At 40.6% G+C, this 12235-nt stretch carries 12 protein-coding genes; 5 read left to right on the top strand and 7 right to left on the bottom strand.

The features are described from left to right. Positions 1-6: 6 nt before the first annotated feature. From MHH23_RS02040 to MHH23_RS02055, 4 genes are all read right to left on the bottom strand, one after another. Complete coding sequence (locus MHH23_RS02040) at positions 7-849, bottom strand: sugar ABC transporter permease (RefSeq protein WP_007497274.1); 843 nt, start codon at positions 847-849, stop codon at positions 7-9. A gap of 1 nt (position 850) precedes the next feature. Continuing rightward, positions 851-2068, bottom strand: coding sequence for a carbohydrate ABC transporter permease (locus tag MHH23_RS02045; RefSeq protein WP_340958781.1), 1218 nt, complete (start codon positions 2066-2068; stop codon positions 851-853). 166 nt (positions 2069-2234) lie between these two features. Next, positions 2235-3500, bottom strand: a complete 1266-nt coding sequence (locus MHH23_RS02050) for an extracellular solute-binding protein (protein ID WP_340958782.1) — start codon at positions 3498-3500, stop codon at positions 2235-2237. Positions 3501-3672: 172 nt separating this feature from the next. Then, positions 3673-4668 (bottom strand): LacI family DNA-binding transcriptional regulator, encoded by a 996-nt coding sequence (locus tag MHH23_RS02055; protein WP_056703993.1) that lies wholly within the window; start codon positions 4666-4668, stop codon positions 3673-3675. A 171-nt stretch (positions 4669-4839) separates the two neighbouring features. On the opposite strand from MHH23_RS02055, the gene MHH23_RS02060 reads away from it, so the two are divergent. Beyond that, positions 4840-5739, top strand: a complete 900-nt coding sequence (locus MHH23_RS02060; protein ID WP_025208260.1) for a LysR family transcriptional regulator — start codon at positions 4840-4842, stop codon at positions 5737-5739. A gap of 16 nt (positions 5740-5755) precedes the next feature. Here MHH23_RS02060 and MHH23_RS02065 read toward each other — a convergent pair whose 3' ends face one another. The 3 genes from MHH23_RS02065 to MHH23_RS02075 all read right to left on the bottom strand — a co-directional run bounded on the left by MHH23_RS02065 (position 5756) and on the right by MHH23_RS02075 (position 9431). Beyond that, complete coding sequence (locus MHH23_RS02065; protein WP_056703996.1) at positions 5756-7432, bottom strand: hypothetical protein; 1677 nt, start codon at positions 7430-7432, stop codon at positions 5756-5758. An 82-nt stretch (positions 7433-7514) separates the two neighbouring features. Beyond that, the gene (locus MHH23_RS02070) at positions 7515-7925 is read right to left on the bottom strand and encodes a hypothetical protein (protein WP_024720438.1); all 411 of its coding nucleotides are present in this window, start codon (positions 7923-7925) and stop codon (positions 7515-7517) included. A 12-nt stretch (positions 7926-7937) separates the two neighbouring features. Beyond that, a complete protein-coding gene (locus MHH23_RS02075; protein WP_445285654.1) occupies positions 7938-9431 on the bottom strand; it encodes a lipase family protein in 1494 nt (497 codons plus the stop codon). A 111-nt stretch (positions 9432-9542) separates the two neighbouring features. Here MHH23_RS02075 and MHH23_RS02080 point away from each other — a divergent pair, with 111 nt between their 5' ends. The 4 genes from MHH23_RS02080 to MHH23_RS02095 all read left to right on the top strand — a co-directional run bounded on the left by MHH23_RS02080 (position 9543) and on the right by MHH23_RS02095 (position 12191). Then, the gene (locus MHH23_RS02080) at positions 9543-10043 is read left to right on the top strand and encodes a DUF1433 domain-containing protein (protein ID WP_216895391.1); all 501 of its coding nucleotides are present in this window, start codon (positions 9543-9545) and stop codon (positions 10041-10043) included. A gap of 83 nt (positions 10044-10126) precedes the next feature. Continuing rightward, positions 10127-10606: a DUF1433 domain-containing protein gene (locus tag MHH23_RS02085; RefSeq protein WP_268372464.1), complete on the top strand. Its 480-nt coding sequence runs from the start codon at positions 10127-10129 to the stop codon at positions 10604-10606. A gap of 64 nt (positions 10607-10670) precedes the next feature. Continuing rightward, complete coding sequence (locus MHH23_RS02090; protein ID WP_017359907.1) at positions 10671-11156, top strand: hypothetical protein; 486 nt, start codon at positions 10671-10673, stop codon at positions 11154-11156. Between the two features lie 99 nt (positions 11157-11255). Continuing rightward, the gene (locus tag MHH23_RS02095) at positions 11256-12191 is read left to right on the top strand and encodes a nucleoside hydrolase (RefSeq protein ID WP_268418594.1); all 936 of its coding nucleotides are present in this window, start codon (positions 11256-11258) and stop codon (positions 12189-12191) included. Positions 12192-12235: the final 44 nt, after the last annotated feature.

Here is a 12235-nt window from a genome sequence, read left to right on the forward strand (position 1 = left end):
CTCCCCTTATCCTTTTGTCCCGCCTTGTGTGAGGCCGGATACAAATTGTTTTTGTAAAACAAGAAACAATAAAGCAACTGGAATCGCAATGAGTAAAGCCCCTGCTGCAAAGGTCGTGTAGCTAGCACCCATTTTATCTGATACAAGATTGTATAGACCGATTGGGAGCGTATACATTTCGGGTGACCGGACAATGACACTGGAGATGATGAAATCACCCAGCGGTCCTGTAAATGAGTTGATGGCAACAACGGCTAAAATCGGCTTGGCAAGCGGCATAATAATTTGGATGAAAATCCGGAAATGCCCTGCGCCATCCATTCTGGCTGATTCATCGAGATCCTTTGGAATCGCATCAAGATAGCCTTTCATTAAATACGTATTCATCGGAATTTGTCCGCCTGCATAAATCAAAATCAATGCAAGATGGCTGTTAATGAGTCCAAGCATTTGAGCCAATACAAATATGGCAATCAGCGCTGAAAATTGAGGAATCATTTGCAGCAGCAAAAAGAGCATTAGCCCATTTTTGCGTCCTTTGAATCGGAACCTAGAAAAGGCATAGCCTGTAAAGCTGACAAGTATCAACGTTAAGAGCATAGTCGCAATACTGATTTTCATTGAGTTCCAATACCATTTTGCATAAAGTGCTCCCTGACCGAAGAAGAGTTCTGTAAAGTGGCTGAACGTTGGATTCTTCGGAAACATGCTTGTGCTCATCAGGCTGTTCCCAGGATTAAAGGAAGCGCCGATCGTCCAAAGGAGTGGATATAGAATACAAACGGAGGCGATGAAAAGGATGAAATAAGTAATACTCAGGCGAATGAGCTTATTTTGTTTTGATCCCATATCACATCATGTCCTCCTCTTTAAATGAATTCGTTCTCTTAAACTGCCAAAGTGCAATGGCAATGACGAAGATTGACAGTAAAATCGTAACAGCGGCAGCGAGTGCATATTGAGAAGATTGCATCGTCAGTTTGTAAATCCAAGACACCAAGATGTCTGTGCCCCCAGCAGTTGAGCCAGCCACAGGCGGTCCTCCGCCATTAAATAAGTAGATGATATTAAAGTTGTTAAAGTTAAACGTATATTGCGTGATTAATATAGGTGCAATTGAATAGAGGACAAGCGGTAATGTAATGGAACGGAATTTCTGAAAGAAATTTGCCCCATCAATGGTTGCAGCCTCGTATAAATCTTCAGGAATGGCCTGCAAAACGCCAGTTGTCATAATGAACACAAAAGGAAAACCAAGCCAGGTCTGCATCGCAATAAGAGCGATTTTGCTCCAAAATGGATCTGTCAGCCATGGTTTTGGATCAATTCCAATGGATGCAAAAAGGGTATTGTTGATCGCACCAAACGTGTCGTTAAACAATCCAGCAAACACCAAAATGGTCACAAATCCTGGAACAGCCCACGGCAGAATCAAAATCGTTCTGAAAAACCGTTTTCCTTTTAAATCTTTTTGATTGAGCAGAACCGCTAGGAAAATGCCGACAGCACATTGAAGGGTCGATGCAGCCAACGTCCATACGACCGTCCAGCCTAGTACATCAATGAATGTGTCTCTCCAAATATCGATTGAAAAGATATTTTGAAAGTTTTTGATGCCTACCCAATCAATGAGATTGGCAGGAGGCGAGTGGTATAAATCATAGTTTGTAAAGGCCAGCGCAAAGCTGAACATAATAGGAAAGACAACAGAGAATAGAAGTAAAAAGAAAGCAGGAGTGCTCATTAAGTAAGGAAAGCCTTGGTCGATGAGCTGATGGTATTGAACACGGATGGAATGAAGCGGAACCCCTTGATCACGTTTCTTTCCGTTCATAAATGCATCTCGTATCATGAGCACATAAAAACCGATGCCAAATCCAGCTGTTAAAAGTGCAATAATTCCTTTTGCTAAAAGGAAAACAGAGTTGTCACGAGGCAGCATCGTACCAAGTGTGAACAGCCCCCAGAAGCCAATATTGAATAAATCATAAAACACAAGTAGAAAAGAAACGCCAAACAGGAAAAAGAGTGCCCCTTTGCCATACTGTTTGTTGTATATTTGCCCCATCCCGGGTATAAGAGAGAACATTAGCGCCCGTCTCCTGTGTGTCTTTGATTCCACTATGTGTGTGCGGTCTAGTTCAAGGTTACCCGTCACGTTTAACACCTACTTCATATGAAATTAGATCAAGTGCAGGCAGCATGATAGATGAACAGCTACCTGCGCTTGGGGTTTATTTGGAGTGATTCGCTTTAATTTGCGAGTCGATTTGTTTGACCGCATCATCAAATGCCTTTTTCACATCGGTACGGCCAGTCGCAATCAGCCCTAATGCGCTGTCAATCGGCTTCCACACCTCTGCCATTTCTGGATTGTTCGGTGTCAGCGTGGCATATTTCGTTTGCTTTGAAACAGCATCCGCATTAGCGTTTTCAGTAATGACTGGGTCTTTCATCAGCTTTTTCACTGGTGGAATTTCCTCTGTTACTTCAAAGCGCTTTTTCGAATTTTTTTCGTTCGTGATAAACTCAACAAATTTCTCGGCAAGTTCTTTATTTTTAGAATAAGAGGAGACGTTGTAGCTCTTTACACCTAAGAACGAGCTCATATGTTTTCCGTTAGGGAGTGTTGGTAGCTCGGACACGCCATAGTCGATACCCGCTTCTTTATAAGGACCAAATGACCATGGACCAGAAATCACAGCCGCTGCCTTTTTCTCAGTGAATAAGGAATTGAGGACATTGATTCCTTGCTCACCAATGATGCCTTTCGGGAAGAGTCCTTCGCTAAAGAATGTCTGAATGTATTTTCCGCCTTCGATGGCACCATCGTTATTAAGACCAATATCATTGACGTCATAAGAACCATCGTTTTTCTGTTTGAAAATATAGCCACCTGAACCGCCTAATACACTTTCTGCGTAATAAATTTCATCCCACTTCGCAACAAAACCGTATTTCCCGTCCTTTGTCAGCTTTTTCGAAAGGTCATACCAGCCATCGAGTGTCGTTGGTGCCTTTTTGACAAGGTCTTTGTTATAGAAAAGCACAGTGGTTTCAACGGATTTTGGCAGGCCATACAGCTTGCCATCTATCGTTTGTGATTGAATCGATTCGTCTGTGAAGGAATTGATCACTTTTTGATCTGGTTTGATTTCTTGTAACAATCCCTCTGTGACAGCTGATCCAATTTGGTCGTGAGGCATGGTGATGACATCTGGACCAGTGCCGGCTGCGCCATCAAGACGAAGCGCTTCAATTTGGTCGGCATATGCTTTTTCGACTACTTTGACTTTCACGGCGTTTTGTTTTTCAAATTCTTTGACGGCGTCTTGAATCCCATCAGACTTTTTGACATCCTCCCACACTAGCAAGGTCTTTGTACCTGTAGATGCCGGCTGTGTACCGCTTGAATTGTCATCTCCTGGTCCGCATGCTGACAGCAGCAGCACAGCAGTACCAACGACTGCCGATAATGTCGCCCATTTTCCCTTTTTCATTCGTAATCCCCTCTCGTTCTTTTTTCACAGATGATAAGAAAACGCTTTCTTAATGTGAGAATATCAACTTGAGTAAAAAAAGTAAACACATTTTATTAAATTTATTAAGTAAAATTTTTTACTGAAATAAAGAGAAAAGAAGCCCACCATATACGGCGGGCCTTCCAGCTGTTTATATCGTGCTTTTCCGAAAGACAGGTTCTGAGGCAATCAGCACGGTTTTTGGTAATGTTCTGCCATCAACCAGTCTTTCTAAAAGTAAATCGACAGCTGTTTCGCAAAGTAAAGAGGTATGGATGTGATAAGTTGTGAGCGGTGGTGACACATATTGAGAGACGTGAATATCGTTGATACTAAAGACACTCACTCGATTTGGTAAAGAAAAACCGCGTTCATTTAATGCTTGTAAACAGCCTATCGCAAGAGGATCACTTGCGACACAAAAAGCGGTTGGCAGGTGATCGCCGAGCTCGTCGATCGCCTTCATCATCAATGAATAGCCTTCATCTACAGAGAAGTGGTGACCGATATAGACCAATTGTTCATTTAGTTTGTTGTGTGCTGTCATGTACTGGCGGAAGGTCGTTTCACGAATATCTGGAATCCGTCTATTTGTATTGAGATCAAGATCTGTCCCGCCAATAAATCCGATGGATGTGTGCTGTTTTTCGATAAAAGAATCGATAATCTTTTCTACAATTCGTTTCAGGTTTGGTTTCACAGAATCAAAGCGGTCTTCATCTGGTGATGTATCAATAAAGACGATATGTTTTGTGATCGCATATAATTGATCAAGCTCAGTTTTTTTAAATCGACCGATGGCGATGATGCCTTCTGTAGAAGGATCAATCGATTGAAGACCATCAGATGGGTTGTAAGCGGTAACATTTAAGCTTCTGGTATTGGTGAGTTCCTCAATGCCTAGACGAATGGATTTGAAATAAATATCTTCAAGCTCTTCTTTTTCGGTCATCCAATAGAGAAAGGCAATTTTTTTTAGTGAATGTTTGAATGTCTTTTTTTGATAGGACAAAGCTTCTGCTGCCGCGTATACTCTCTCACGTGTTTGATCCGTAACCGATAGGTTGGGATCTTGGTTCAGTACGCGAGACACGGTGGCGATGGATAATCCGGCTTTTTCCGCAATGTCCTTTATTTTAGCTGCCAAGTCAGCACCTCCTATAGAAAATATCTCCTTTCAGTATAGAGTCTTTAAAAAAATTAGTAAATATTTTTATTAAATTGATTGGTTTAGGCTGTTCTTTACGAGTTGGAAAGGAATTAGTAAGATATATGTATTGAAGATGTAGGATTAAGATTTCTGATAGGAGAGGGACAGATGTATTATGATGCACTGAAGACATTTGTGACAGTGGTAGAAGAGAAAAACTTTACAAAAGCAGCTCAGAAGCTACGGATTTCTCAACCGAGTGTCAGTCTTCACATTAAGAACTTGGAGCAGGAATTTCAGACGGTTCTGCTCAATCGTTCGCCAAAGCAATTAACGGTGACGCCAACTGGGGATATGCTGTACCATCGATCAAAACAAATCATTCGTTTATATGAACAGGCGAAGCAGGATATTTATGAGCATCATCATCTGGCACGAGGGAAGCTCACGATTGGAGCGAGTTTTACCATTGGGGAGTATGTGCTGCCGCAAATTTTGGCACAATTTCATCAGCTCTATCCGCATGTTGATATTGAAGTAGTCATTGATAATACAGAGGCGATCGCTAGACATGTTCGGTTGTTCCATGTCGACATCGGACTGATTGAAGGACAAACCAATGACAAAGAACTCTCTGTAGAAACGTTCCTAGAGGATGAACTGTATATCGTTGCCCCATTAGACCATCCGTTTGCAAAGAAAAAGGATGTCACCATTGATCAATTGCAAAATGAAACATGGATCACAAGAGAAGAAGGATCTGGGACAGGAGAATACTTACAGCACGTCCTGAAATCAAATGGGCTGAAAGCGCGGACCTTTGTGACGTTTAGCAGCAATCAAGCGATAAAAGAAGCTGTCATTCATGGAATGGGGCTATCTGTTTTATCTAAATATGTCCTCCAGCGGGGCAGCATTGGCGGGGAATTGGCTGTCATTTCTGTGAGGGGAATGGACTTTAAACGGACATTTTCCTATGTCGAATCCCCGATGACAGGTGGGAATAAAAATAAGGAATTGCTTGTTGAGTTGTTGAGAAAAGAGAAAAAAGACGCTTCTCCGCAGTAGGAGAAACGTCTTTTTTTTATAATCCTTTGATGTTGATTTCATCGACTGGTAGGAAAATCTCACCTGTATCTGTATACTTCATGGTGACTTGATCCCCTTCTTTTAAATAAATAATAAGAGGCTCTTTTTCAGATGACATGGTGTAGTTTTTCCCATCGTCTAGTAAGAAGGTGACGGTTGTATAATCACCGGTCTTTTCCTTATACACCCTCTTCACTTTGCCTGTCGACTCTTTCTTTTCTTGCTTTGATGAACTATTGACGGTACCGCCGCCTTTTTGAAGAGCTGTTTTATAGGCTCTTAGTGCTTCGTTTGGTGTAGAAGCGTATGCGGCGATTTCAGGATTGGCTGCCGAAACAATAAAGTAGTTTTGCAGGAATCCGTTTGAATCGAGAACAGGTGTAAGCCAGCTGGCTTCCCCGTAGAAATTATAAAGAATCGGCATGCGGCCCTTCCATTTCTTCTCGATAAATCGTTTCTCAATAATTTGCAAAGCTCCCTGTGAATCCATGTAGGATTCTTCAAGATTACCCGTATAATACGTGGCTTTTCCTGTTCGGGCATTTGTTAGTGCATACCCGAGCATGGAATCAACGCCCTCTTTTGGACTGGTGAAATCTGTGAAGTAATACATATCCCCTTTTGAATCAAACACCGGACTTACATTGGCTTCAGTCCCCTCATCAGAAGGCAGCTTCACATCTGATTTTCCAAAGAGGCTGTTCCAGAAACCATGTACATAGTTGCCGAAGTAACTATTCTGCAGACTGACAGCCTCTGGTGACACAGCGCCATCAATAAAGGCTGGTACTTTGTCTAAGGAATATTTCTTCGTTTCACCCGTTTTGGCATCCACAACAACTACACCTGAAGCTTTAAACCCGTTTCGTGCAGAGATGAAATCTCCAAATGTTTGGATGTAATAAGGCTTGCCATCATCATTGATCTCGAGCTGCGTGTCTCCATAGAAAATCAAATCTGGGTACTGAAGACGGATATGCCGCTCAATTTCCTTATTGAAATAGGAAGAAGGCGTATAGACCATCTCGGTTTTCACAAACTTTGGATTGGCAGATGAGTCGGTCGCACTTAGTGTAAAGTAACCCGGTGTGCTACCAGAACGAATCCATTTAAAGAAATCGGAGAACTCGACGGGTGCGATATACACATACTCACCATTGACCTTCTGAATTTGCAAGCTGCCAAGCTCGTAGTAACTCGTGTTTGGCACCTGTCCGAACGATTTCTTCATCTTATTGCGAGCAAATTGCGGTGGTACACTCGCAGGTGTTTCTGTCTCATCGAACGCTTTGATTTCGACTTTTTGCTCCATTTTAGACACGTCGAATTTCTCATTTGCATTAAATAGAAAAGCGGTTGCCATATAAACACCGAGCAGCAATAAAATGAGAAATAATACGCCTTTGATCTTCCGCTCCAATCCCACTGATAAAAAGGCACCTGCTGCTGTCACAACAAGTCCAATGAGCCACAGTGATGATGGGTTGCGGTCTAAATTGGTGATGTAGTAGAAGCCGAAAATCCCGATGATAAACAGCAGTGCCAGTCCCGCAATCCACATAAGCGGCACCTGTTGTTCAGTCCCTTTCTTTCTAACGATTAACCTGAGTGGTGTGAGCAAAAGGGTCAGGACAAGACCGATCACAACCGAAAATAACAACATATATCCCACAAACAGATCTCCTTTCAAATCAATCACTCTTTTAGTATATACGAGTGAGACGGGGAAAAGATTCACCGGATGGAAGGTTCATTTAAATGCCGATCGAATCAATGGCTGATTGAACATCTTCTTTCAGCTCAAAAAATGTGAGTCTTTTTTCAATTTTTTCGATTAACGCGTCAATGGCTTCACCTGACATATGGGTTTGGATGTTCCTTTGATGTTTGTACACGTTAATCAGAAGGTCATCAATCAGATCTACTATTTTTTTGGCTTCTTGACGATCCTCTGCAAATTCATTTTGAAGTTGATGCCGGATGGCTCTGATCAGCGCTGTTTTCTGTTCTTCTTTGATTTTTGCCTTCAAAGCAGCCAGCTCTGCTGGTGTCATATCTTCCGTGTTAAAGTTTGCTTGAGAGAAGATGGAGCTAGATGTATGCGTATCTGTCACTCTCTGCAAAAAACGATCTGCGTCTGTTGGTTGTTTCTTTGAAAATTCCATTTGTCGTACTCCTTAAGAAATCCCCATATTCTTGGCAAGGGTTGTATCTGCATCGTGGTATTGTTTTCCTAGCTGGCTCATATCATCTGATATTGAATCCATCCACCTCTTCATATCCATCGCATGATCAATCGCTGCATCATATTTTTTGACCGAATAGAACTCATTTTCAAGACCCTCTGTTTTTAAGTGGCGAATCACAGCATCCACACCTGAAGCCGTCAGCTGGTCATACGAACCAAAACCGACAATTTGTTTGTATCTTGAACGGACGCGTTCCACCGATTGATCCACTTTGTCATCGAGTTTCTCAATTTTACGAATGATTTGCTGCATATGGTGCTCGGCATATGTGGAGAATTTACGACCTGTGTTCATAAGAACATGCGACTTGATTAAAATCGCTACCACACTTTGCGGATGGACATTTGATTGGCTCAATTGATGTAACATGGCGGCAGTGAGAGAAGGGTTTTTTCTCAACATATCATCAATGGTTTGAACGGAGCCATCTGACGAAAAGGAATACCGGTCTAAGCCATGGCTGCCGGCGAGGGCTTCAAGAAATAAATTCGCATCAAGTGAAGGATTCACACTCATTGCCCGATTGAGGAGATTTTTCATAAATTGGACGGCCTTTGAGGAGTCCTCAGTGTAATCGACGCCTTCAGGTAAAGCGGCATCATACATCACTTTCACACGACCGATTTCTGTCGTATGACGATTTAAGAGAGATAGCCCGTCATTGAGATTGATATATTCTGTTAATCTACTACGGTAATCACCATTTAATGCTTTGGCTTGCAGACCATCCGATAGATTTGGGTAAATATTCGGATTCTCAAAGGTGACCCCGCCTTGAATAAAATCATTTTTGACAAGAACATAAGAAGCATTTGACCCGCCAAGTGAATGCCCTGTCACATACATCTTCGCATTCGGCATTTTCTTATGGATCTCTTTCGCATACCTGTCCGCCTGCACCATTTGATTCTCTGCGCCGTGTTCAAAGGGGATATTTTTAATCAAATACTTCGTATCTGAAATCAACCAATCTTGCACAATCTCATTTGTATAGGTCGTTGTCCCTGTCGTCACCTTCGTCGTGACTTCCTTTGACGTCTCTGACTGGCTAAAAGGAGGCAGCTTTGTCAAAATGGTAGAAAGAAGATCATCTGACTCTTTTTTTCCATGTTTTTTAATGGTATCTTTATATTGGCCTGCCCCAATCGGTTCTGACCCGCGGTAGGCGATGACGGCGTTTTTGATTTTGGTGAGGTCTTTTCCTTTGTTTGAAATACGATAATCTTCTTTTGAGACAAGGGTTAGTGCATTAAGGCCGTTTTTAGTTTCTTTGTAGTCAATTATGTGCATGATTTTTCCGTCGTTTAATTTAATTATTTTGGATGCGTTATAATTTTCTATTTTATATGATTCTTCTGATATTAAGATATAGTCTTGATCGTTAAGTTGAAATTCGGATGTTTTTTTAGACAAAAATGTCACTCCTGTAATATTTATCTTAATAATTATATTATAGATTTTGATAAATTTCTATTGTAAGTGTGAGGAGATTAAGCCCATGATTAAAAATTTAAAAGGTGGCTATTGTTACTAATGAAGAATACAGTAAAGTTTTTAATTGTTTTGGCTATCATAATAATTATTTCAACATCTGCATTAATTTCTCAAAATAAAAAACTAAGTAAGCCAAATGATTCAGGAGGAAAGAATACAGTGCAAGAAAAAGAGAAAAGTGAGCAACAAAAGGCAGAAGAATTTGCAAAAAAAATGAGACCGAAAATCGAAAAAGATCTACATGAAATGGATATACATCATTTTATAAAGGATATCACTTTTGAAAATGAAGTGACCATTAGTCCGATGGGTTTTATTGTAGTTAGAGGATATGTGAATGATGAGCCAGAAAAATTCAATTTCTCCGCTTCATTAAAGTATAGAACAAAAGAAATCGGTTCAATGAGTTATTCAGCAGAACTAGGAGATCGTTTTGAGAACTGGGATGATTTTGATCCTCAAGTGAAAGAAGACTATCTGAATAGTTTATCTAAAAAAGAACGCGAACAATATTTGAAAGACATTGGAGAAAAAGAGTAGAACAGGTACTAGCCTACCTGTTTTTATTTTGTCAAATTCATTGGTAGACTGATTAAAAGTATATTAAGGAGTTTTTGCTTTTCATGAGAAATACATTGAAATTTTCTATCATAATTGTGGTCGCCGTCATCTCCGTAACTGTGTTTGTTGTAGAGTATATTCATCAGAGTTTTTCAGATGAAGTAGTGCAAGAGAAAAGTGATCAAGAAAAGGTAGAAAAATTCGCAGAAAAGATGAAACCAAAAATTGAAGAACGTTTACATGAAGAAGATATTCACAATTTTATCAGAACCATAACGTTTGATAAGGGAGTGAACGTTAATCCAATGGGTTATATAATAATTAGAGGGTATATTAATGGTAACTCAGAAAAGTATGACTTCTCTGCATCATTAGAATATCGATCTAAGGAAGTAGGTACCATGACTTTTTCTCCTGAATTATCTTATCGATTTAAAGACTGGGATAAATTCAAAGATGAACCTCAACTAAAGGAAAACTATCTTAAAAGACTCTCTGAAAAAGAACGCGAACAGTATCTTGAAGATATTGGAGAAAAATAATAAAATAGGTAATCGCCTACCTGTTTTTTTATTTTTCATTATTAATAAGGTGGCAACGGTAGACATGAAAAACACAATAAAACTTGTATCTGTTTTGGTCGTTATCATCATTGTCTCAGTGACTTCGTTAATCACTCAGCACAATAAGCAAAGTAAAACAAATGATGTGGTAAAAGAAAAGAGCGATCAAGAAAAAGCAGAAGAGCTCGCAGAAAAAATGAAGCCTAAAATAGAAGAATGTTTACGCAAAGAAGACATCCATCACTTTATTAAGACCATAACGTTTAAGAAGAGGGTAACTATTGATCCAATGGGCTACATCGTAATTAGAGGATATATAAATGATGAGCCGGAGAAGTACGGTTTCTCAGCTTCTTTACAATATAGAGCTAAAAAAATCGGTTCAATGAGTTATGACCCTGAATTATCAGACCGCTTTATAGATTGGGAAGAATATAAAGATGAGCCGGAAGTGAAAGAAAATTACCTTAAAAGTTTTACTAAGGAGGAACGTGAACAGTATCTGAGAGACATTGGAGAAAAAGAGTGAAAAATATCCGTTAGCCGTATGTTCTTTAAAAAACGATGACCAAAGTAATATGCTATCATTCCCCTAACAACACTTACAAACAAGGGAGAGCTTTCAAACATGGCAAATAAAAAGAAATTGATCTTGGATGTAGACACTGGAATTGATGATGCGATTGGTATTTTGCTTGCAGTGAAAAGTAAGCGGTTTGATATGTTGGGGATCACAACGGTGTGCGGGAATGTGTCTGTTGAAGCGGCGACGTTGAATACGTGTAAAGTGCTTGAGTTGGTTGAGGCAGAGGAAATCCCTGTCATCAAAGGTGCAGTAACGCCTCTTTTGAGAGCCCCTCATTATGAACATCGGGTGCATGGGGAGGATGGAATTGGCGGCGCTTTAAAAGATGTCGAGCCTAAGAAGACCGCAGATGAAGGTTTTGCGCCTGATTTTATCATTGACCAAGTGCTGAAGTATTCGAAGCAGGTTACGCTAGTGTTGACAGGACCGTTAACGAATTTAGCCCTTGCGGTAAAAAAATGCCCTGAGCTGATTCATCACGTGAAAGAAGTCATTTTTATGGGGGGTGTCGTGCAGGGACAGGGGAATGTCACACCGGTTGCGGAATTTAATACATATGCAGATCCAGAATCGGCGAAATTGGTGCTGGAGGCTGGTTTCCCTTCATTGACTCAAGTAGGGCTGGATGTCACGAGACAGGTCTTGTTAACGGATGAGAGAATTAATGCCATTCAAAATGAAACGTTAGCTAGCTATATCAGAGAGAGCACAAGCATTTACCGCCAGCGCTATTTTGAGCGGAATGGGGTGTGGGCATGTGCCATGCATGATCCGCTTGCTGTAAGTCTTGCAATTGATAAACAACTTGTGAATACACAGGCTTTTCATGTAGAAGTGGAGACGAAGAGTGAGTTCTGCGATGGTCAAATGATATGTGATTTTCAGCATCAATGGGGAAAAGATCGCAATCTTCAAGTGTGTATGGATGTAGATGCTGAAGGGTTTTTTGATTTAATGATCAAAGTCTTGAATTCTTAAAAAAGAAGTCTGTGCAAACAGGCTTCTTTTTTATAAGATGGGAA

This window comes from Bacillus sp. FSL K6-3458 (assembly GCF_038005045.1).
Lineage (GTDB): Bacteria > Bacillota > Bacilli > Bacillales > Bacillaceae > Bacillus > Bacillus altitudinis.

Bases quoted from the DNA above. Each gene is read 5' to 3' on its own strand.
- MHH23_RS02040 (WP_007497274.1), bottom strand. From the start codon at position 849: ATGGGATCAAAACAAAATAAGCTCATTCGCCTGAGTATTACTTATTTC.
- MHH23_RS02045 (WP_340958781.1), bottom strand. From the start codon at position 2,068: ATGGGGCAAATATACAACAAACAGTATGGCAAAGGGGCACTCTTTTTC.
- MHH23_RS02050 (WP_340958782.1), bottom strand. From the start codon at position 3,500: ATGAAAAAGGGAAAATGGGCGACATTATCGGCAGTCGTTGGTACTGCT.
- MHH23_RS02060 (WP_025208260.1), top strand. From the start codon at position 4,840: ATGTATTATGATGCACTGAAGACATTTGTGACAGTGGTAGAAGAGAAA.
- MHH23_RS02070 (WP_024720438.1), bottom strand. From the start codon at position 7,925: ATGGAATTTTCAAAGAAACAACCAACAGACGCAGATCGTTTTTTGCAG.
- MHH23_RS02080 (WP_216895391.1), top strand. From the start codon at position 9,543: ATGAAGAATACAGTAAAGTTTTTAATTGTTTTGGCTATCATAATAATT.
- MHH23_RS02085 (WP_268372464.1), top strand. From the start codon at position 10,127: ATGAGAAATACATTGAAATTTTCTATCATAATTGTGGTCGCCGTCATC.
- MHH23_RS02090 (WP_017359907.1), top strand. From the start codon at position 10,671: ATGAAAAACACAATAAAACTTGTATCTGTTTTGGTCGTTATCATCATT.
- MHH23_RS02095 (WP_268418594.1), top strand. From the start codon at position 11,256: ATGGCAAATAAAAAGAAATTGATCTTGGATGTAGACACTGGAATTGAT.